Below are 23009 nucleotides of genomic sequence, written 5' to 3'. Positions count from 1 at the left end.
AACTACTGCTTTAGGAGCTGAGCACATGCCTTCTTATTTAGAGAGGCGGCAAATACGTTATCCACTATATGGATTGATGGCCGTAACACTGGTGCTTATTGGAGTGCTGTCTTACTATAACTGGATTATAGGGGCAGCAGGGTTCATTCTCACCGGCCTGTTGATATATCTCATTTTTCAAGTGAATCATAAAATGAGACAAGAAACCGAAGAGTACATTTCCACTTTGTCGTACAGGGTCAAAAAGGTCGGCGAAGAAGCACTGATGGAGATGCCGATTGGCATTATGCTGATCAATGACGATTATTATATTGAATGGACCAACCCTTTCATCGCTTCATGCTTCCATGAAGACACTCTTGTCGGAAGATCTTTATACGATGTGGCTGATGCCGTCATACCATTGATTAAGCAAGAGGTTGAAACGGAGATTATATCGCTGCATGACCGTAAATTCAGAGTCATCCATAAGCCGGAAGAACGGCTGCTCTATTTTTTTGATGTAACCGAACAGGCAGAAATAGAGAAAATGTATCATGATGAAAGAACGGTCATTGCCATCATCTATCTCGATAACTACGAGGAATTGACACAGGGGATGGATGACCAGACCAAAAGCAGTTTGAACAGCCTGGTAACATCCATTTTAAATAAGTGGGCAACCAATAATGGCGTATTCCTTAAAAGGGTTTCTTCTGAACGATTTATCGCTGTTTTCAGTGAAAACATCCTTCATATGCTGGAAAAGGGAAAGTTCACGATTTTAGATGAAGTAAGAGAAACGACTTCCAAGCAAAATGTTCCGCTCACATTAAGTATCGGTGTCGGTACAGGTGTTTCCTCGCTGCCTGAACTTGGTTCCCAGGCGCAGTCCAGCCTCGATCTGGCATTGGGCCGTGGTGGGGATCAGGTCGCGATCAAACAGCCGAATGGAAAGGTGAAATTTTACGGCGGCAAGACCAATCCCGTTGAAAAACGGACCAGAGTGAGGGCGAGGGTCATTTCCCATGCTTTGAAGGAATTGGTTGTTGAAAGCGACAAAGTATTGATCATGGGACACAAGAATCCCGATATGGACGCAATTGGTTCTGCAATCGGAATTTTGAAAGTTGCCCAGATGAATAAGCGAGAAGGATTTATTGTTTATAATAAAAATGAAATAGATACAGGCGTACAGCGTCTGATGGCTGAAATCAAACAAAATGAAGAGATGTATTCGCGTTTCATTTCACCGGAACAGGCATATGAAATCGCAACTGACGATACTTTGCTTGTCGTGGTCGATACTCATAAGCCATCATTGGTTATCGATGAAAGGCTCATGAATCGGATTGAAAATGTCATTGTCATCGATCATCACCGCAGAGGGGAAGAATTCATTAAGAATCCTCTTCTTGTCTATATGGAGCCATATGCATCTTCTACAGCGGAACTTGTGACCGAGCTGCTCGAATATCAGCCGAAGAATGGTAAAATCCAAATGCTGGAGGCAACTGCATTATTGGCTGGAATCATCGTTGATACTAAAAGCTTCACTTTAAGAACGGGTGCACGTACTTTTGATGCAGCTTCATACTTGCGAAGCCACGGCGCGGACACCGTTCTTGTCCAAAAGTTTTTAAAAGAAGATATCAATACGTATATCAAAAGAGCAAAAATTATCGAGAATGTCTATTTTCACAGAGATGGCATAGTCATTTCAAAAGGCGAGGAAGATGTATACTGTGACCAGGTGCTCATTGCCCAGGCTGCAGACACTCTCTTGACCATGGATGGCGTCACAGCTTCATTCGTCATTTCTAAAAAAACTGACCATACCATTGGTGTAAGTGCCAGGTCACTTGGCGAAATCAATGTCCAGGTGATCATGGAGCATCTAGAAGGCGGCGGCCATTTAACAAATGCAGCGACCCAATTATATGATGTATCCATCAATGAAGCGGAAGATATGGTGAAAAATGCTATAAATGAATATTTAGAAGGGGGACAAAAAGAATGAAAGTAATCTTTTTGAAGGATGTTAAAGGGAAAGGCAAAAAAGGCGAAATCAAAAACGTAGCTGATGGATATGCACACAACTTCTTGATCAAGCAAGGCTTGGCAGTTGAAGCAAATCAAGGTGCAATGAGTTCTTTGAATGCCCAGCAGAAAAAAGAAGAGAAAATGGCGCAGGAAGAATTGGAACAAGCGAAAGTTCTTAAGGAGACACTTGAAAAAGTGACAGTGGAACTCACTGCGAAATCCGGGGAAGATGGTCGTTTATTTGGATCCATCACAAGCAAGCAGATTGCTGAGGAACTGCAAAAAGCGCATAGCATTAAGCTTGATAAACGAAAAATCGAGCTTCAGGATGCAATCCGCACGCTCGGCTACACGAAAGTTCCAGTCAAGCTTCATAAAGAAGTTCAGGCTGCTTTGAATGTCCATGTAAAAGAAGGAAAATAATTTACAGTTCCATCTAGTCATAAACATGTTAAAATAATATAGTTACAGAGAAATGGTGATCGGTAATGGCTGGTCACTTTTTTCTGTTAAAAAAGACTCTGTTAACGCTTAATGTTGATTTTTAATCTCTGTTGATTGTAGTGGAAGGCGCGTAGACTCCTGCGGGCTAAAGCTGGACAGGTGAGCCCCCGCAGGAGCGAAGCGACGAGGAGGCTCAGCGCCAGCCCCGCGGAAAGCGAAGCGCCTGGAACGAAAATCAACAGCCTTGTTTAACAGAGCATTAAAAAATAGAAAGAATTCCTTTTGTAAGGGGGCAGGCAGATGAGTGAATTATTTGCGGATCGACTTCCGCCACAAAATATGGAAGCGGAACAAGCAGTGCTTGGTGCGATATTTTTAGAACCATCAGCTTTGACTCTTGCTTCAGAAATCTTAATCCCTGAAGATTTTTACCGGGTAGCTCACCAGAAAATCTTCAATGTCATGCTGGACTTGAGTGATAAGGGAAAAGCGATCGACTTAGTGACAGTGACAGAAAATCTGGCGTCCTCCAAGCTGATTGAAGATGTGGGCGGCGTTAGTTATTTAAGTGAATTGGCTGCATCGGTTCCGACAGCGGCAAATATAGAATATTATGCTAGAATCGTAGAAGAGAAATCGCTTCTCAGAAGGCTGATTCGTACAGCTTCTGGCATCGCCGAAGATGGCTATATGCGTGAAGATGAAGTGGAAGCACTGCTCGCTGAAGCAGAAAAGAACATCATGGAGGTTGCCCAGCGTAAAGGTGCCGGAGCCTTTCATAATATAAAAGATGTCCTTGTAAGGACTTACGACAATATTGAAGAAATGCATAACCGTAAAGGCGATATTACCGGACTCGAGACGGGATTTACCGAGCTCGATAGAATGACAGCAGGTTTCCAGCGAAACGATTTGATCATTGTTGGTGCCCGTCCTTCCGTAGGTAAAACTGCCTTCGCACTAAATATTGCTCAAAACGTGGCTAAGAAAACGGGAGAAAACGTAGCAATCTTCAGTTTGGAGATGGGTGCAGAACAGCTGGTCATGCGTGTTCTATGTGCTGAAGGCAATATTGACGCCCAAAGACTGCGTACGGGTTCCCTGACAGACGAAGACTGGGGAAAACTGACGATGGCTATGGGCAGCCTGTCAAACTCAGGGATTTTCATTGATGATACTCCCGGTGTCCGAATCACTGATATCCGTTCAAAATGCCGCCGCCTAAAGCAGGAGCATGGGCTTGGCATGATTATGATTGACTATTTGCAGCTTATTTTGGGAAGCGGCCGTGCTGGTGAAAATCGTCAGCAGGAAGTATCCGAGATTTCACGTTCACTTAAGCAATTAGCCCGTGAACTGAAGGTGCCGGTTATAGCACTTTCTCAGCTGTCCCGTGGTGTGGAACAGCGTCAGGATAAGCGCCCGATGATGTCCGATATTCGTGAATCCGGATCAATCGAGCAGGATGCTGATATTGTTGCCTTCCTATACCGTGATGACTATTATGACAAAGAATCAGAAAACAAGAACATCATTGAAATCATTATCGCCAAGCAGCGTAATGGCCCGACTGGCACCGTACAGCTTGCTTTCGTAAAAGAATATAACAAATTCGTCAACATCGAGCAGAGGTATGATGAATCGTACGCTCCACCAGGGGCATAATGAGAATTAATCCGTATTGGATTAGTTCTCTTTTTTTACATAAAAAACTCTTTTGTTTTCAAAAATAGTATTTACGAACGAATAATTTGTAACACAAATAAAATGTTCGTGTTTAATTGACTTTTTACTCAAAAAGCTGGTAAACTTTATATGTTTGAAACGGGAATGAATTTACCGTATACCTTTGGAGGTGCTTTTTATATGTCATCAGTAGTAGTAGTAGGAACACAATGGGGAGACGAAGGAAAAGGGAAGATTACTGATTTCCTTTCTGAAAATGCTGAAGTAATCGCCCGTTACCAGGGTGGAAACAACGCTGGACATACAATAAAATTCAATGGCGAAACATATAAACTGCATTTAATTCCATCTGGAATTTTCTATAAAGATAAAATCAGCGTGATTGGCAACGGGATGGTAGTTGATCCAAAAGCAATTGTTAAAGAACTTGCCTATCTTCATGACAAGGGTGTAACAACTGACAACCTGCGTATCAGCAACCGTGCACATGTGATCCTTCCTTACCACCTGAAGCTTGATGAGGTCGAAGAGGCTAGCAAGGGTGCAAATAAGATTGGTACGACTAAAAAGGGCATTGGACCTGCATACATGGATAAGGCTGCGCGAATCGGCATCAGGATTGCAGACCTGCTTGACCGCGAATCTTTCGAAGAAAAGCTTTCGCGTAACCTTGAGGAAAAGAATCGCCTTTTTGAACGGATTTATGAGACAGAAGGCTTCAAAATCGAAGACATTCTTGATGAATATTATGAGTATGGCCAGCAGATTAAACATTACGTACAGGACACATCTGTAGTATTGAATGATGCACTTGATGATGGCCGCCGTGTGCTGTTTGAAGGCGCGCAAGGTGTTATGCTTGATATCGACCAGGGAACATATCCATTCGTTACTTCTTCCAACCCTGTTGCCGGCGGCGTAACGATTGGCTCTGGAGTTGGACCAACTAAGATTAAACATATAGTCGGTGTGTCAAAGGCTTATACAACTCGCGTTGGCGATGGCCCATTCCCAACAGAGCTTGATAATGAGATTGGCCACCAAATCCGTGAAGTAGGTCGTGAATATGGTACAACAACAGGCCGTCCGCGCCGTGTCGGCTGGTTCGACAGTGTCGTTGTCCGCCATGCACGTCGCGTTAGCGGAATTACTGATCTATCTTTGAACTCGATCGATGTATTAACAGGAATCGAAACGCTGAAAATTTGCATTGCGTACCGCTACAAAGGCGAATTGATTGAAGAGTTCCCAGCAAGCCTCAAAATGCTGGCAGACTGTGAGCCAGTGTATGAGGAGCTTCCAGGCTGGACAGAAGACATCACAGGCTGTAAATCACTAGATGAGCTTCCAGAGAACGCTAGACACTACCTGGAGCGCATTTCACAGCTGACAGGCATCCCATTGTCAATCTTCTCAGTAGGGCCTGACCGCACTCAGACAAATGTCGTGCGCAGTCCTTGGAGATCTTAATATATTTGTACCCCCGTCCTCAATGGAGCGGGGGTTTCTTAATTTTATAGGAGGATGGTGCTTCATAACTTGGCATTAAGAAATAAAGTTCGAAGTTGAAATGAGGTCTTGGAATTGGAAAAAAACATTAATAATTTCCAGTTCGCGGGATTTCGACAAAAGCTCGCGGGATTTAGACTATTTTTCGCGGGATAAAGGTAAACTATCGCGGAATAAACCTTCATTTTCGCGGAATTGAATTGTCTAAAAAGACTTGATCATTAAAATAAAATTATCCAGCTCCACTAACATATTTTTTATAAATAATTTGTCCTCTATCTGAATCAAAAGTTATAAAATTTTACTCTGCAACCTAGAAAAATAAATAATACGAAAAAAAATTTAAAAAAACATATACAAACACTAAATTATTATGGTAATATAAACAACGTTGTCACCGAATCGACAAAATGCGATAAGAACTGCAAGCTTGAGAAAAGACAGTTGTTCAATCGTAATCAATACGAGCCATTAGCTCAGTCGGTAGAGCAAGTTGCTCACTTCATTGATTTAACTTCCGCGGCAACTTGCGAGGAAGACCGAGAGGTCTTTCGAGCATCGTAGATGCGAATTGCGCATCATAATTGGGTAAACCAAACAAGGTATGAATGCCCACAATACGAGCCATTAGCTCAGTCGGTAGAGCATCTGACTTTTAATCAGAGGGTCGAAGGTTCGAGTCCTTCATGGCTCACCATTTCCATTATGGCCCCTTGGTCAAGCGGTTAAGACACCGCCCTTTCACGGCGGTAACACGGGTTCGAATCCCGTAGGGGTCACTTTACATATTTTATCTTGGCTCAGTAGCTCAGTCGGTAGAGCAAGTTGCTCACATCCTCGACTAAGCATCTGCGGCAACTTGCAAGAAAGACCGGGAGGTCATTCGAGCAAAGGGTCTTAAACAAAACAAAGTTTAGGAAACAATATTATCTTGGCTCAGTAGCTCAGTCGGTAGAGCAAGTTGCTCACATCTTCGACTAAGCATTCTTGGCAACTTGCGAGAAAGACCGTAAGGTCATTCGAGCAAAGGGTCCTAAAACAAAACAAAGTTTAGGATACAATATTATCATGGCTCAGTAGCTCAGTCGGTAGAGCAAAGGACTGAAAATCCTTGTGTCGGCGGTTCGATTCCGTCCTGAGCCATTAAAAAAGGGAGCGTGTCATATGACATGCTCCTTTTTTTGTCTTTTTGTAACATAATTGTAATATTACTGATAATTTTCATCATCCAAAACTGGGTTATGTTACTTTAATAATGTAAAAAAGTTTATTCTATAAAACTAGGATAAAAGCCTTATCATAACTGGGTTTTAAACATATTTTCAATGAAAATATACCAGCATACGTTACCAAATTACTTACAAATAGCGTAATTTAATGTCAGCTATTATACATTTTTGTTACATAATGAAGTCTAGCAGTCTTACTGATACATTTTATGGTAAAGTATAAAGGTACAATTTTCTGAAATTGGTTAAATAGTACTAGAATTATATATTTTGTTTTACCGTAGTGTAGGAGGATCAGAATGAAGAATTTTAAAAAGAAGCTGTCCAGTCTTGCGGGCAAAACATCAAAAGGGATGAATCCGACAATCAAGAAGTCAATCTTGGCTGCAGTCACTGTAGCTGCGTTGTCCTTTGGTGCTGGAAATGTCGCCCTTGCTGCTGAGTCGAATCTAACAACTGTATATTATGTCTATTTAAATGATAAATTCGTAGGAACTGTAGCGGATAAAGCTGAAGTTGAAAAAATGGTTGAAGAGAAGGTAACATCGGTTCAAAAAGAATATAAAGATCTTGAAGTTGATCTTGGACTAGATGTTTCTTTTATTCCTGAACAGGTATTTTCTTCGGCGGCAAATGCTGATAGTTCAGAAGTGTTAAACGCAATCAAGAGTCAAATGGCTGTTCAGGCAGAAGCATCAGCTCTTGTGATTGACGGTGAGCCTGTAGCTTACTTAAAGGATCAGGAAGCATCTAAAGAAGTCTTGAAAAAAATGATGCTTGAGTATGTAAGTGAAGAAGAATTAGCTGGGTTGGAGAATAGAAAGAAATCTCCTAATCTACCAATACCCGAAGTGAAAGAAAATGAAACTCGTATATTAGACGTTCGTTTTACAAAAGATGTTTCACAATCATCAGAAAAAATTGACCCTGAAAAAATCTTAACAGTGGAAGAAGCGATTAAGCTTCTTAAAAAGGGTACGCTGGAAGAACAGAAGTACCAGGTTAAAGATGGGGATGTCCTAGGAAGCATTGCAAGCTCACATAATTTGAAGTTAACTCAATTACTTTCATTAAACAAAGAGCTTAAAGAGGATTCAGTTTTAAAGCCTGGCCAGGAGCTTAATGTAACGGTGTTAAAGCCTTTTGTAGAAGTGGTTGTTGATCGCCAGGCTTATGTAAAAGAAGAAGTCGTCTTCCAAAAAGAGGTTGTAAATAACCCGAAAATGTTCAAAGGCGATACGAAGAAGCAGCAAACTGGCAAGAATGGTGTTAATGGGAAAATTTATGTAACATCAGAAAAGAATGGCCAGGTTGTCAAAAAAGAAGCGATTAAAACAGAAGTACTCCAGAAACCGGTAAATGAAATCATCATCAAAGGAACAAAGGTTGTTCCGTCTCGTGGAGAAGGAACCTTTGTATGGCCGACTAACGGTGGTTACATATCAAGTCAGCAGGGTTACCGCTGGAGCAGGATGCATAAAGGAATTGACATCGCAAGGCCTAGCAACTATACAATTAAAGCCGCTGATAACGGTGTGATTGTTTCAGCCGGCAATAATAATGATGGATACGGCAATAAAATCATAATTGACCATCAAAATGGTTATAGAACGATGTATGCGCATCTTGCATCTATTACAGTAAGCCCAGGGCAGACAGTAGCTCGCGGTTCAAAGATTGGCATTATGGGAAGGACAGGCAACTCTACTGGAATCCATCTCCATTTTGAAGTTTATCAAAATGGAAAGTTGATCAATCCAATGTCTAAACTCAATCGCTAAACTTATATAGAAAGAAGTCTCTAGACCACCTAGAGACTTTTTTCATTCATTTAGGCAGTTTTTATTAAAAGAGAAGAATGTATAAATTTCACTTCGGGGCTGACCAAGGCGCTTGCGCTTTTCTTATAATGGGCAGGATTGGTACAATTGGGAAGAGAAGAAGAGAAGTTATATAACAGATAAATTCAGTTTTTTGCTGATTTAAAGTAAAATAGATAAGATAGGATTATTATAAAGAAGGCTATGTTGATTAGAAAGCCTGTGATTGAAAGATACAGGCCATAAAGTGAACAAAAATTTATACAGGGATTTATTTTGGCTAAAAAAGGAGAATTGGTATGGAGAAAAAAATCTTGGTTGTAGATGACGAAAAACCAATTGCAGATATTTTACAGTTCAACTTGAAAAAAGAAGGCTATGATGTTTATTGCGCTTATGATGGAAACCAGGCAATTGAAATGGTAGAGGAAATCCAGCCGGATTTAATCTTGCTTGATATTATGCTGCCAATGCGTGATGGCATGGAAGTATGCCGTGAGGTCCGTAAGAAATATGAAATGCCGATCATCATGCTGACGGCTAAAGACTCTGAAATTGATAAGGTTTTAGGACTTGAACTTGGTGCGGATGATTATGTAACCAAGCCATTCAGCACAAGGGAATTAATTGCCAGGGTAAAAGCTAACCTGCGCCGGCACCAGCAAATTGCTATACAGGCTGATCAAGAAGAGGAATCCAATGAGATTACAGTTGGTTCACTTACGATCCATCCGGATGCCTATGTTGTTTCTAAAAGAGGCGAAACCATTGAATTGACGCACCGCGAATTCGAATTGCTTCACTACCTGGCGAAGCATATTGGACAAGTCATGACGAGGGAACACCTGCTTCAGACTGTCTGGGGCTATGACTATTATGGAGATGTCCGTACGGTGGATGTTACGGTAAGGCGACTCCGTGAGAAAATAGAAGATAACCCTAGTCATCCGACATGGATCGTGACAAGACGAGGAGTAGGCTACTATTTGAGAAACTCTGAGCAGGAGTAAGGAGCGAGGATGAAGAAAGTAGGTTTTTTTCGGTCCATTCATCTTAAATTTGTGATTATCTATGTATTGCTTATATTAGTTGCCATGCAAATAATAGGTGTATATTTTGTTCGCAAGCTAGAAACAACCTTGATGACCAACTATCAGGATTCAGTTAAGTCTCGTGTCGACCTGTTAGTCTATGATATTCAGGAAGAACTTCTCAAGGAACGAGGGAAAGAGGATCCGACAAAGGAAGAAGCCATCAAAGAGATTTTAAAGGGCTATAAAACCTCGGATATTTCTGAAATAAGGGTCATTGATGGCGGAAGCTTTAAAATCCTCGGAACCTCCAGCCTCACGAATCAGGGGCTTGTTGGGCAAAGGACAACTGACCTGAAAATAAAGCGGTCCATCGTCTTTGAAGAAGATGAGGATGTCATCCAGATGGATAATAAGTCAGGCAAGAGGGTGTGGGTCCTCTCAACTCCAATTATGCATAACAATGAAGCGATCGGTGCTGTCTACTTAGTAGCAAGAGTCGAAAATATATTCACTCAGATGAAGGATATTAATAAAATCCTGGCCACTGGAACAGCGATTGCGCTTCTTTTCACTGCCATACTTGGTGTCCTGCTTGCCCAGACAATCACCAGGCCGATCTCGGATATGCGTAAACAAGCTTTGGCGATGACACGAGGGAACTTTTCACGGAAGGTCAAGGTATACGGTTATGATGAAATTGGTCAGCTGGCGATTACCTTCAACAATTTGACCAAAAAGCTTCAGGAAGCACAGGCTACGACGGAGGGAGAGAAGAGGAAGCTATCTTCTGTTATCTCTTATATGACCGATGGTGTCATTTCAACTGACCGTAAAGGACGGATTATCCTGATTAATGAGCCAGCAGCGCAAATGCTTGGTGTTTCACGTGAAACAGTTCTTTCGCAGCCGATCGTTTCTGTACTTGGGCTTGATGAAAATTATACATTTGAAGATCTCCTCCAGGAAAAAGACTCAATCGTCCTTGATTACAGTACAAAAAGCAAGCCGTTTATTTTACGGGCAAACTTTTCGATTATCCAAAAGGAAAGTGGCTTTGTGAATGGTTTGATTGCCGTTCTGTATGATATAACGGAACAGGAAAAAATTGATCTGGAGAGACGCGAATTCGTTGCAAACGTTTCTCACGAGCTGCGGACACCATTAACGACGATGCGAAGTTATTTGGACGCATTGGCGGAAGGAGCTTGGAAGGACGAAGAAATTGCGCCTAATTTCCTTGATATCACCCAGACTGAAACTGAGCGGATGATCCGTCTTGTTAATGATTTGCTTCAGCTTTCCAAAATGGACAGTGTCGATTATCGTCTTTCCAGGGAATGGGTGAACTTTCCGGTCTTTTTCAACCGCATTATTGACAGGTTTGAAATGACAAAAAACCAAAACGTCACGTTCGTCAGGGAGATTCCGGAAGACGCGATGTTTGTAGAAGTGGATGAGGACAAGATTACGCAGGTCCTTTACAATATCATTTCAAATGCCATGAAGTATTCGCCAGAAGGTGGGACAATCACTTTCCGGACGAAAGAAATGGAAGATAAAATCACCATCAGCATCTCTGACGAAGGCGTAGGAATTCCTAAGGATAATCTTGATAAAATATTTGACCGTTTCTATCGCGTGGATAAAGCCAGGACACGTAAACTGGGAGGAACAGGACTGGGACTGGCGATTGCGAAGGAAATGGTTAATGCCCATGGGGGAAGAATTTGGGCAGATAGTGTGGAAGGAAAAGGGACAACAATCTATTTCACCCTTCCTTATGACCGGAGTGTAGAGGATGATTGGTCATGACATATGAAAACATAAAAACAGCAATCTTAACTGTTCTTGTCCTTCTCAGCGGTATATTGACCTGGAATATTTGGACTTACCAGCCGAACTATGAAAGTGTTGGCAATCAAAAGACCGTCAATGAGGTAAGCATTGCCACCCAAAAGGAAATAAGAAAAATCGTAAAGCCCCACCAGGTCATATACCATGTTGAAGGAAAACAATATGGTGCCATTGATAATGACCATATAGATAAAATCATGAATGTCATTACGAAGTGGAAATTTTACGATGTAAAAAAATATCCGGGGCGAATTACTGACTTCAATGACCGAATTGCCCAGGGAGCAAACACAGAGATTATTTTTCCAGATGAAGTCCCGATCGAACTATATAAAAGAGTCTTGAATATCGATGATAAAGACTTGCCGAAATTTGATTTTGACCGCATTATCATAAAAACAGAAACCCAGCAGAAGCAAGAAGGAATCATTTATTTTTATTCACAGAGGAATCAGCAAGTCTATGAAAGCAATGTAAATCCTTCATTCATTAATGATTTTGCAGCTAATTATTATAGAAATGCGGGCAGGCTGACACCATATTTCGAGCATGATATTTCTGATATTAAGCGAATCTATTTGCCATCTGATCCAATCGACATGGTTAAATACACGTATTATCAAAATCCGCTGGACTCCGAGAAGTTCAAAGAAGCGCTTTTCAAGGATCCAAGTTTTGTCCAAAGAAGTGTATCTGATTATGGTGAAGAGTATACGGATGATGCCAGTAAAATGACGGTTGATAGCCAGACGAATATGATTTATTATGTGAACCCAATCCGCGATCGTGAATCTGTGATTGGAACGAGCAATGTTCTTCAAAAGAGTATCGAATTTGTAAACAGTCATGGCGGCTGGACAGAAGCATACCGTTATGTGTACAAGGATGATTTTAACCAGAGAGTCCTTTTCAGGTTATACAGCAAGGAAGGCTATCCTATTTTTAACCAAATGGGGATGTCTGAAATTGAACAGCAGTGGGGCCAATTAGAGATAAGCAGATACATTCGTCCAGGATTTCATTTGGAATTGCCATTGAATCCGGATGTGAAAACGAAAAAGCTTCCGTCTGGCCAGAAAGCGCTGGAACTTTTAGAGAAAAGGAAGGATTTCAATCCTGATTTGCTTGGTAATCTTATGCCAGGTTACTATATGACGCAGGGACCAGGGGATTCGCCTTTAATCTTATTAGAGCCAGGCTGGTTTTATCAATATGAACAAGAATGGCACGAACTGGTCTGGGAGGAGGGACTGAAGAATGGATTGGAGTAGAATTAAAACAATCTTTATTCTGACATTCCTCGTCCTCAATATTTATCTGGTTTATCAATTTCTGAACACAAGGGATGCCGCACAGTATGAAATCATTAAAGAGGCTTCTCTGGAAGAAAAGCTTAAGAATGACTCCATTCGATATCCTGAACTTCCTGAAACAAAGAAGGAACGTTATATCAGTGTCAGGACAAAAGTGTTTAAGAATGAAGAACTGGATAAAACAAAGGGACAGGTTATCAATCTTGGTGATGGGACCGCTATCGAAGCGAAGCTTGCAAAGCCAATCAAGCTTTCAAGTAAATTTGAACCGGCGGAACTCTCCGGATTCATTAAGTCGAATATCTTTTCTGGAGAACAGTATAAGTTTTGGAAAAAGGATGACGAAACCAAGACCATCACTTATTACCAGCAGTATGATAATAAAACTTTTTACTATAACAGCAATGCGAGATTGATCTTGTATTTTAATGCAAATAATGAAGTGGTTTCATATAGACAGACCTATTTGGAAGTCATTGATGAGAAGCTTTCAGATGAAGAGGAATTGCTGACACCATTAAGAGCGATGGAAACTCTTTATAAAAAGGGGCTGCTGAAGCCGAAAAGCGAAATTACCAAAGTTGAACTGGGATACTCGACACTCGTCTCACTGACGGCCTCGCATGTGGTAACGCCAACGTGGAGGCTTGTCGTGGACGGCAAGGAGAACCTTTTTGTCCATGCATTTGAAGGAAGGGTTATTCCATTGACTGATGGTGAAAATCAAACAACGGAGTGAGAGATATGACATTGCATTTTAGTGTTCTCGCCAGTGGGAGTACGGGAAATGCGATCTATGTGGAGACGGAGGGCCAATCCTTTTTAGTTGATGCCGGATTGAGCGGCAAGCAAATGGAGGCTTTATTTAAGCAAATTGGCCGCGATATGAAAGACCTCTCTGGAATATTTGTGACGCATGAACATAGCGATCATATAAAAGGCATAGGAATCGTTGCCCGTAAATATAAGCTGCCGATCTATGCGAATGAAAAAACATGGAAAGCGATGGATGGCTTGATTGGGGAAGTCCCGCTAGACCAGAAGTTCAGCTTTGATATGGAAACCGTAAAATCCTTCGGGGGCTTGGATATTGAATCCTTTGGGGTGTCACATGACGCTGCCGAGCCGATGTTTTATGTGTTCCATAAAGACGGCAAGAAATTGGTGCTGATCACGGATACAGGCTATGTAAGCGACAGGATGAAAGGCATCATCTCCAATGCAGATGCCTATGTATTCGAGAGCAATCATGATGTTCAGATGCTGAGAATGGGAAGGTATCCATGGAGTGTTAAACGCCGTATCCTGAGTGATTACGGCCATGTATCGAATGAAGACGCAGCTGTTGCAATGAGCGAAGTCGCAGGCGATAACACAAAACAGATTTATCTTGCCCACTTAAGCTTAGATAACAATATGAAGGAGCTTGCAAGGATGTCCGTCGCTCAGACATTGGAAAGCCGCGGAATCATTGTAGGAGAACAATTCGATTTGATCGATACAGATCCGAAGACTCCGACTGCGCTGACTGCAATTTAATATGTTTAATGATGAAGGAGTAAAGGTATCTGTTAAAAGGATGCTTTTACTCCTTTTTTGTTTGTTCTTTTCTAAAAGAATGCTGTTTTTGAAAATATCGCTGAAAAATCACTCTTCAAAAGCAAAAAGGTAATGAAAACAGCCAATTTGTATGTAGTTTAATAGTATGTGCTTATCATTTAGTAATTGGAAACACTGGTAGTATAATAATTTGTATAAGCGTTTCTAAACAGATATTTTGTTCAGTGAAAGGATGGGTGGACATTGGGGTATTATGATGACGATCATCAAAGCCGGTACAAACCGCAAAGCGGCAGAAGGAGCGGAACTTTTTTAGCCAGCCTGTTAGGTGCAATTATTGGGGCATTATTGGTTATTTTCACAATCCCGACCTTGTCTAAATTAGATGTACTTCCTTATAAAATTGAACCTAGCAATCAAGCAGCAGTAACAGATAAAGAAAAGGCCTCTGAGGACGGTACTACTTCCACTAGGAATGTTTCCATCGATGTTTATTCAGGAATTACTAAAGCTGTCGACAAAGCCGGTGATGCTGTAGTCGGCATAACGAATATCCAGCAAAGCACGAATTTCTGGGGACAGACACAGGAATCAGGGGGTACAGGTTCAGGCGTTGTTTATAAAAAGGCCGGGGATAAAGCCTATATCGTGACGAATCACCACGTGGTTGCTGATGCCACTGAGCTAGAAGTCAGTCTTAGCGATGGGACAAAAATTCCCGCAAAGCTACTTGGAAGTGATATTTGGACAGACCTTGCTGTACTTGAGGTACCTGCTGATAAAATTAAGGTCGTTGCTGAATTCGGCAACTCTGACAAGCTTAAGCCAGGTGAACCGGTAATAGCAATCGGCAATCCCCTTGGACTAACTTTCTCAGGATCTGTTACTCAAGGCATTATTTCCGGCACAGAGCGGGCAATTCCAGTGGATATCAATCAGGATGGAACTCCAGACTGGCAGGCAGAGGTCCTGCAGACAGATGCCGCAATCAACCCCGGTAACAGCGGAGGGGCATTAATCAATATAGAAGGACAGGTCATCGGCATAAACTCGATGAAAATCGCCCAAAATGCGGTTGAAGGAATCGGGCTTTCTATCCCGATTAACTATGCGTCTCCTATTATTGATGATTTAGAAAAGACAGGTGAAGTTAAGCGTCCGGTAATGGGTGTAGAGTTAGCATCTGTAAACGAGATTTCTTCTAATCATCAGCAGAATACATTAAAGCTTCCAAAAGATGTGACTTATGGTGTTGCGATCAGGAGAGTCCAGCCTAACTCTGCTGCTGATAAAGCAGGCTTGAAGGAGCTGGATGTCATTGTCGAAATGGATGGGAAAGAAATTCGCGATGCTGTCGATTTGCGAAAGCACCTTTACAATCAAAAGAAGGTCGGCGATGAATTGAAGGTTAAGTTTTACCGCAGTGGCAAGCTTCAGGAAACAACATTAAAATTAGGAGGAGAAACATTGTAACGGCTTGTGGATAGATGAACAGGAAGCAAAATGCTTCCTGTTTTTTGTGTTAAAATGGACTGTGGATAATTTAAATTTGCTTTTTTGGCTAATGATAAAAATATAAAAAAGTCTTGAAGGGATTTGGAAAAATGAAGTATTGCTGCAGTGAACATGTAGAATTAGCACTTGATGAAGCAGTGGATGAGTATGAAACAGCACCACAATTAGAGAAGCTAGAGGCTGTGGACAACTCTGGGTTTTCTTGTGGATACTGTGGACAACCTGCTGTATATATTGTAGCGAACGAATGATCGCCTACTAAATGTGGATTGTGATGTGAATATGTGGATAACTTCTGTGGATATCTTGTTTGTAAACTGTTTGTAATTTGTTTGTAAAGTGGGGATGATTGTGAATATCTCAATCGTGACGGTTGGCAAGTTGAAAGAAAAATACCTGAAACAAGGGATAGAAGAATACTTAAAGCGCCTTGGTAGCTATGCAAAAGTCGATGTAATTGAAGTGTCAGACGAAAAAGCGCCAGAGGAATTAAGTGAAACAGAAAGGGTTCAGGTAAAGCAAAAAGAAGGAGAACGGATTCTGGCGAAAATTAATCCAGATGCCTATGTCATAGCTCTAGCTATAAACGGAAAGCTTAAGTCATCAGAAGAACTCGCAGACAGCCTCGATAAGCTGGCCACCTATGGCAAAAGCAAAGTAGCTTTCGTGATTGGCGGATCCCTTGGTCTTAGTGATGAAGTCCTGAAAAGGTCAGACGAGCAGCTGAGCTTTTCGAAGATGACCTTTCCGCACCAGCTGATGAGGCTGATTTTGGTTGAGCAGATTTATCGGGCTTACAGGATAAATCGGGGTGAACCTTATCATAAATAACGAAAAAATAGGGTGTTATCTATATTAGAGTGTGAACTGAACATGTAAGTATCCCAGATTGACGTAAAGTTTAGTTTCTGAATAAATTGATAATGACATATCGTTTTAGGTAACCTCTTTGTATAATCTCTAGCTCGGAAAAATAGGACCGCAACACACTGTTTGAAAAAATGCTACTAAAGTGATAATTGATACCCTCCGTGAACGGTGGGTTACGAATTCAGGGGGAGCGCATTTGCTACCTCCTTTTTTTCATTTTGAAATTTTTTTCAAATGGGGACCTGTCCAAGCTTTTGTTTGGCAGCTTCATAGACTGTAATATCTTTAAAAGAAAGGTTGTGGAAAAATGAGTAAAAATAAGAAACATCCTGCTAAATGTGGTTCTGGATTATTACATCAGTTTGTAGTAGGGACTAACGCTGCACCACTTCCTGAATTGCCGTCCACGGGAGGAGCTGATTTTACGACTCTTTCAACATTAACTGTTGCTATCGACGATCCTCTGGACACAGTAAGATTTATAGCAACAATTGAAGCAAATAACCTGGGATCATCAGTTTCTGACCCGCTAGCACAAAGACTCGAATACCAAATTAGACGAGTTACACCGGAAGTGGTGGTAATTAATGTACTTGATACAAATATTGACTTTGTAACAACTACCTTTACTGCTTTCGATAGACCTGGTGTGGGATTTTGCACTTATGTTTTAGAAGGAAAAGTTAGTGGTTCAGCTGAAGGAAATGATAGTAATGAACAGATAATTGATGTAGTCTTTACAGCTGAGGAAATAGAAAATAACATTTCTTGCAAAAAGGATTAAGTTAAGTATTTAATGAACTTAGTTAAGCGCTAAGTTCATTTTATTTTGTTCTAAGTCATCCTTCGGAATCGACTTAAAAAATCAATAAGCAAACTAATAGAAAAAGGATAGCTTAGACCATATAGTCCTGGCTATCCTTTTATTAATTAACTTTTCACCTGAGCTTTGCAATAAACATCAACAAAGTGTGCAGGGTTTAACTTTTCACCGGTTACACGGCTGATTTTTTCATTCCAGTCATAAAGGGCGGCTGGTTTAAAGAATTGGTTGATGAGCATTTCTCCCGTTTCTTTTGTGAAAAATTCAGGAGAAATCTTCGTTTCAATATGACGAAGAAGTTGTGCAGCCATTAATTCTCCAAGTAAATAATTTTGGTAATAAACAGGTGCGAGTGTAAAATGAATTTTTGCAGCCCAATCGGGATTATCCGTTTCATCAGGAGGAGTGACTAGCTGAACTTCATTTACTGTTTTCCACCATAAAGCGTTTAAATCTTGATCCGGATTTTCGTACAGTTCTTTTTCAAAAAATACAAAGGTAATAATCCATCTTGCTGCAATAAGCATTTGTAACTGTTGGTACTTTTCTAATTCAGGAGCAAGACCATTAACTGTTGCTTCATCAACCTGTAAGAAGCGCTTTAACCAACGAGGGTCTTTGCCCATTTTTCCAAATAACATCGCGATCGCTTCGGTTGTTAAGGTATGACTTACTGTACGTAATCCGAATGGAAGGCTGGAGTCTATATATTTGAAATATGCTGCATGGCCAAACTCATGCAGGTTCGTTTCCATCCAATAGGCATCTTCCGCTAAGTTGCAAAGGACACGAACATCTCCTTCGCGGTCAATATCCGTGCAAAAGGCTGTCGGGTTTTTCTTTTCTCTAGGGAACAAATCGCTTTTTGCATATAGGTCATCAATTTCGATTCCCATTGAGCTAAACGTATCTGTTGTGATTTGGACAATATCCTTCCCTTGGTAAATAGGATCTAGATTGGTTGAATCAGATGGTGGTGCCTCTTGGAAAAAGGGATCGACATAATGCCAAGGGCGTATATCCTCTGGATTAATCCCAAATCTAGTTGCTAAACGTTCATCTAGTTCTTTTTTCATCAAGCGGTAGGCTTCATCCGATTGATCAATAAGTTCGTTGAAAATAGCGAATACCTCGTCACGGTCAAGTTCCTGAAGAGCGAAGCCCATTTGATGATGGTTATCATAACCAAGAAGTTGTGCAGCTTCATTGCGCTTCTTCACAAGCTCAAGCAAGTCTTTTTCTACGACTTTACCAACTTCCTTACTTGCAAACCATACTTTCTTGCGTAATTCTTGGTCATCACTATTAACCAATATCTCTCGAATATCATTGGCAGAATACTTTTTGCCTTCCACTTCAGGTGAGTATGTGTTAAATAATAAATTTAGTTCAGAAGAGCGTTTGGATAAATCAGCAATCACATCTTCAGGAAGTTGGTTACCTTCCATTTCGCTTAGCAGAAGCTGAAGCTGACGTTTTTCGATCTCCGTTAAGTTTTCCGTTGCTAAAAATTGCTTTGTTTTCTCGTATGTATCTTTTGAAGAGAATAAAAGATTGTATCGAGTTTCTGCTTCACTTAATTTAGCAGCCCACTCAGGGTCTCCAGTAGTTTGGGCCATCCAGCTTGATTGAGTCCCATCTTTATATAATCCTTGCATCTGGTCATTGATCTCTTTTAAAAATATTTGCAGTGTTTCCATATGTATCACTACCTTTCAATATTTAAGCAGCATAATAGTATCATTATTAAGAGTTCTTTAAAGATATTCTTAAACCTTTAAAAGCTTATAAAAACTTTTAACAAAGTATGGTGTCAAAATATGATTTGCAATGGTATCAGGCCGATTTATCACGATGATCAGGACTACAACGTTCATCAGAAATTCTTCGTTAGTACCTATGAATGAGACTAAGATATAATCCCCCTTCGCAAAAGTTCTCCCACGGCATGAGAACGATTATGAGCACCAAGCTTTTTCATTGCTGATTTAACATATTGTTTGACGGTTAATTCGCTAATATCCATTAATTCTGCCATTTCCTTTGTGCTCTCTCCCCAAGATATTTTTCTCATCACCTCTAATTCTCTTTTACTTAATACTTGACTGTCCTCCATTCGATTCGTTTTTTCCAAATACTTTCCTACCAGTCTTCCGAATTGGGTGAGAGATGAAAGAATCTCTTCATCTATTACAGCATCTTTCGTAAATTCATTTGTACATATATAACCAATGACGGCTGAACTATAACAAATTGGAACTACCACCATGGAGTTAATTCTAGAAGTTACGATGTACTTACTGCTAGTTTGTTTCAAGTATTCCAACCCATAGCAATATTTTGCTTTTCTTTCGAGGATAGAGGAGTAAATAATGGGCAAAGTCCGTATATCGTCCCGAATTTCACTAATGTATACCAGACCATTTTGATTCATCATGATTATTCCTTCTCCAAGGTAGCCTAATGGAGAAAATCGAAACAAAAACGAATTCAGAACGGGATAGGTTGACATGTATATTTCTAGAATTTTATACAACTTTTCTTCATGACTGCTTATATCCTCTAATTTAATCAGTTGGCTCATAAAGGTATAGGGTGGGACCATTTTATCATCTCCTTTTGGGGGAAAAGTCACGTAGATAATTGGGAATATTCAAATTATATATAAAATTATACGATTAAGATAGTCTTTAGAGGTTCGAAATATTAAAAATTTCCAAAAGAGAGGGTGAAAAGTATGGGGAAGAATAGGCCGTTTATTATAGGTGCATTTCTAATCATTACTTTAGTATTTATGGTGTTGATGACCGTTAGAATCGAAAATAAAGCTGTTAATGTATCAGGAGATGTACCTGGTACTGAAACGACTGAAAATGAAACCGATTCTAAACCTGAAGTTTTAGATCCAATTGCACCAGCCTTTACTGGAGCAGATTTGACATCAGTGCCAAATGAGAATTGGTTCGCAAATGGCGGGAGTGTTTATAATCAACGATACTCTATGCTAGACGAAATCAATACATCTAACGTGGCAAATTTAAAAGGAAAATGGGTAACACATCTTGGTTCTGGTCTGGAATTTAAATACTCTGGTGAGTCCAGTCCGATTGTCTATAACGGTGTTATGTATGTCAATACAGGTGCCCATGAAGTTTCTGCACTAGATGTAAAAACGGGTGAAGTTCTTTGGACATACAAACCTGAGCTTCCACCATTGGAAACAGTCTGTTGTGGATGGACGAGTCGAGGTGTTGGGATTGGAGATGGGCTCGTTTATGTAGGATTATTAGATGCGAGGTTAGTAGCACTCGATCAAAAAACGGGTGAGATTGTGTGGGAGACAGCGGTTGAAGATTGGAAAAAAGGTTACACCATCACAAGTGCACCGCTTTATTATAATGGCAAAGTATATACTGGTTTAGCAGGCGGTGAATATGGTATTCGTGGAAGACTTACTGCCTTTGACGCTAAGACTGGAAAAGAGCTTTGGAGGTTTTATACGATTCCAGGACCTGGGGATATTGGATATGATTCATGGCCAAGTGATAATGATTCCTGGAAACGGGGTGGGGCGCCAGTCTGGCAAACTCCAGCGGTTGATCCTGAATTGGGAACCCTTTATTTCTCAACAGGAAACGCAGCACCTGATTTAGATGGAAGTACAAGAAAAGGAGATAATTTATTCGCTGCCTCCATAGTAGCTATTGATGCAGAAACAGGCGCTTATAAATGGCATTTCCAAGAAGTGCATCATGATATTTGGGATTTGGACGCACCAAATCCGGTCGTTCTTTTTGATGTAACGATTGATGGAAAGGAAAAAAAGGCTCTTGGTCAAGCAGGTAAAACCGGTTGGGTCTACTTCTTAGACCGGACCAACGGGGAGCCGTTGATTGGTATTAATGAAACTCCTGTACCACAAGATGAAAGACAAGCGACTTCTCCTACTCAGCCGATTCCTGTCGGGGATTCCTTTGTTCCTCAAATTGTAACCAAAGAGGATGTAGAAAAGGATCTGCCTAAGTATGGAGGAACATATGGAAAGATATTTGACCCATTTTGGAATGAAGCTCTACTGTTAAAACCATCTGCATTTGGAGGGGCTAATTGGCCGCCATCTGCCTATAACCCGGAGACTGAATTGTTTTATGTCCTCGGAACTGATATGTATATGAATTTCACTAGAAGTGAAGAGGAATATGAAGAAGGTGAAATGTACATTGGGAGTATTATAGCCCCTGTGAATGAAGCACCCGTTAGAGGGACGATCACCGCCCTAGATGTCAAAACGAACAAAATCGTTTGGCAGCAGGTATGGGATGCTATGGCCTACAGTGGAGTCTTAACCACTAAAGGTGGATTAGTTTTTGTTGGACATAATGATGGAAGACTCATCGCTTTCGATGCTAAAACCGGTGATCAGGTTTGGGAATTTCAAACAGATGCAGGAGTTAATGCACCTCCTGTCACCTATGAAGTGGACGGTGTACAATATATATCCGTACTTGTTGCAGGTAACTCATTAGCAGGTTCTAAACATGGGGATTCCTTATGGACCTTTGCTCTTGAAGGAGATATTGCTTCAGGGGAAGTTGCAGCTGGGGACGATACGAAATCAGATGAAGAAAGCGACAAAGAAGTGGTTGCTAATGCAGAAGAAGGTCAAAAGGTATATGAAGGAAATTGTTTAGCATGTCATGGTAAAGGTGGGGAAGACGGACATAATGGTCCTAACCTTAAATTAAGTGATGTGACAGGTGATGCTCAAAAAGTCATTGAACGAGTGAAAAAGGGCGGAACGACCATGCCAGCATTTGAAAACATTTTGACCGAGGAGCAAATCAATAATGTTGCTGCTTATATTACTGAGGTAATAGCTAAAGATAAATAACGAAACAAAGTGATCAGGGTACCACAAAGGAAAAATAGTAATAAAGTACAAATTGATAGATATGATGAGATATTACCTAAAAAGGACAGGGCATTTTGCCCTGTCCTTTTTACTAGGATTGCCCTTCCGGTTACAGTCGTGCTTTGAACTTTTGCTCAGCTCGGCAACAGGCTTAGCCCTGATTGCACTTTTGAGGTCACTGGGGTTTGTAGAGAATCAATGTATTGAATGCGAATGCTGTTTTCTTCTTTTCGAAAACAGACATCAGATGTTGCAGATTGGGTGGGAGTTTGTCGGTTTATCGTTTAAGGAGCATTTGTTTTTCTCTGTATCCTTGTTGCTCTTTCTTGCATGTTTCAATTGTTGAACTTTGTTTTCTCGAATGTTTGAAAGGCTACTAAAACCAGGTATGCCAGGGAGCTAATAATAACAGCAAGAC

Annotated in this window: 17 protein-coding genes and 3 tRNA genes; 18 read left to right on the top strand and 2 right to left on the bottom strand. The window is 40.8% G+C overall.

Going from position 1 to position 23009, the window contains the following annotated elements; all coding sequences use genetic code 11:
• The first annotated feature begins 25 nt into the window (after positions 1-25).
• From AABM38_RS23985 to AABM38_RS23905, 17 genes are all read left to right on the top strand, one after another.
• The gene (locus AABM38_RS23985; RefSeq protein ID WP_423408630.1) at positions 26-1999 is read left to right on the top strand and encodes a DHH family phosphoesterase; all 1974 of its coding nucleotides are present in this window, start codon (positions 26-28) and stop codon (positions 1997-1999) included.
• Positions 1996-2445, top strand: a complete 450-nt coding sequence (rplI, locus tag AABM38_RS23980; protein WP_335375908.1) for a 50S ribosomal protein L9 — start codon at positions 1996-1998, stop codon at positions 2443-2445. Before AABM38_RS23985 ends, rplI begins: the two co-directional genes overlap by 4 nt.
• A gap of 321 nt (positions 2446-2766) precedes the next feature.
• The gene (dnaB, locus tag AABM38_RS23975; protein ID WP_335375909.1) at positions 2767-4131 is read left to right on the top strand and encodes a replicative DNA helicase; all 1365 of its coding nucleotides are present in this window, start codon (positions 2767-2769) and stop codon (positions 4129-4131) included.
• Between the two features lie 201 nt (positions 4132-4332).
• Positions 4333-5622, top strand: coding sequence for an adenylosuccinate synthase (locus tag AABM38_RS23970; RefSeq protein WP_423408629.1), 1290 nt, complete (start codon positions 4333-4335; stop codon positions 5620-5622).
• Between the two features lie 660 nt (positions 5623-6282).
• Positions 6283-6358: transfer RNA gene (locus tag AABM38_RS23965), tRNA-Lys, on the top strand.
• A 10-nt stretch (positions 6359-6368) separates the two neighbouring features.
• A tRNA-Glu gene (locus AABM38_RS23960) sits at positions 6369-6440 on the top strand.
• A gap of 291 nt (positions 6441-6731) precedes the next feature.
• Positions 6732-6804, top strand: a tRNA-Phe gene (locus tag AABM38_RS23955).
• Positions 6805-7189: 385 nt separating this feature from the next.
• A complete protein-coding gene (locus AABM38_RS23950; RefSeq protein WP_423408628.1) occupies positions 7190-8671 on the top strand; it encodes a peptidoglycan DD-metalloendopeptidase family protein in 1482 nt (493 codons plus the stop codon).
• Between the two features lie 338 nt (positions 8672-9009).
• A complete protein-coding gene (gene yycF / locus AABM38_RS23945) occupies positions 9010-9720 on the top strand; it encodes a response regulator YycF (RefSeq protein WP_207501537.1) in 711 nt (236 codons plus the stop codon).
• A 9-nt stretch (positions 9721-9729) separates the two neighbouring features.
• A complete protein-coding gene (walK, locus tag AABM38_RS23940) occupies positions 9730-11556 on the top strand; it encodes a cell wall metabolism sensor histidine kinase WalK (protein WP_423408627.1) in 1827 nt (608 codons plus the stop codon).
• Entirely contained in the window at positions 11553-12869 is a 1317-nt protein-coding gene (locus AABM38_RS23935; protein WP_423408626.1) for a YycH family regulatory protein, read from the top strand. Before walK ends, AABM38_RS23935 begins: the two co-directional genes overlap by 4 nt.
• On the top strand, positions 12856-13650 hold the full coding sequence (locus AABM38_RS23930; RefSeq protein WP_335375915.1) for a two-component system regulatory protein YycI: 795 nt from the start codon (positions 12856-12858) through the stop codon (positions 13648-13650). The genes AABM38_RS23935 and AABM38_RS23930 overlap by 14 nt, the downstream gene beginning before the upstream one ends.
• Positions 13651-13655: 5 nt before the next feature.
• Positions 13656-14450 carry an MBL fold metallo-hydrolase gene (locus AABM38_RS23925; RefSeq protein WP_423408625.1) on the top strand — a complete coding sequence of 265 codons (795 nt, stop codon included), beginning with the start codon at positions 13656-13658 and terminating at the stop codon, positions 14448-14450.
• Positions 14451-14714: 264 nt separating this feature from the next.
• The gene (locus AABM38_RS23920) at positions 14715-15944 is read left to right on the top strand and encodes a S1C family serine protease (RefSeq protein WP_423408624.1); all 1230 of its coding nucleotides are present in this window, start codon (positions 14715-14717) and stop codon (positions 15942-15944) included.
• A 131-nt stretch (positions 15945-16075) separates the two neighbouring features.
• Positions 16076-16237, top strand: a complete 162-nt coding sequence (locus AABM38_RS23915; RefSeq protein ID WP_423408623.1) for a CxxH/CxxC protein — start codon at positions 16076-16078, stop codon at positions 16235-16237.
• Positions 16238-16337: 100 nt separating this feature from the next.
• Positions 16338-16817 (top strand): 23S rRNA (pseudouridine(1915)-N(3))-methyltransferase RlmH, encoded by a 480-nt coding sequence (gene rlmH, locus AABM38_RS23910; protein WP_423408622.1) that lies wholly within the window; start codon positions 16338-16340, stop codon positions 16815-16817.
• A gap of 346 nt (positions 16818-17163) precedes the next feature.
• Positions 17164-17640, top strand: coding sequence for a hypothetical protein (locus AABM38_RS23905; protein WP_423408621.1), 477 nt, complete (start codon positions 17164-17166; stop codon positions 17638-17640).
• 146 nt (positions 17641-17786) lie between these two features.
• On the opposite strand, the gene AABM38_RS23900 is transcribed toward AABM38_RS23905, so the two are convergent.
• Positions 17787-19379, bottom strand: coding sequence for a M2 family metallopeptidase (locus AABM38_RS23900; protein ID WP_423408620.1), 1593 nt, complete (start codon positions 19377-19379; stop codon positions 17787-17789).
• Positions 19380-19588: 209 nt separating this feature from the next.
• Positions 19589-20116, bottom strand: a complete 528-nt coding sequence (locus AABM38_RS23895; protein WP_423408619.1) for a response regulator transcription factor — start codon at positions 20114-20116, stop codon at positions 19589-19591.
• Positions 20117-20416: 300 nt separating this feature from the next.
• Between AABM38_RS23895 and AABM38_RS23890 the strand changes: the two genes are divergently transcribed.
• Entirely contained in the window at positions 20417-22570 is a 2154-nt protein-coding gene (locus AABM38_RS23890) for a PQQ-dependent dehydrogenase, methanol/ethanol family (protein WP_423408618.1), read from the top strand.
• Positions 22571-23009 lie beyond the last annotated feature (439 nt).

Origin of the sequence: Heyndrickxia sp. MSNUG (assembly GCF_049532715.1) — a bacterium.
Classification (GTDB): Bacteria; Bacillota; Bacilli; order Bacillales; family Cytobacillaceae; genus Mesobacillus.
The sequence above is the reverse complement of the archived record's forward strand: the minus strand, read 5'-3'. Positions and strand labels throughout refer to the sequence as shown.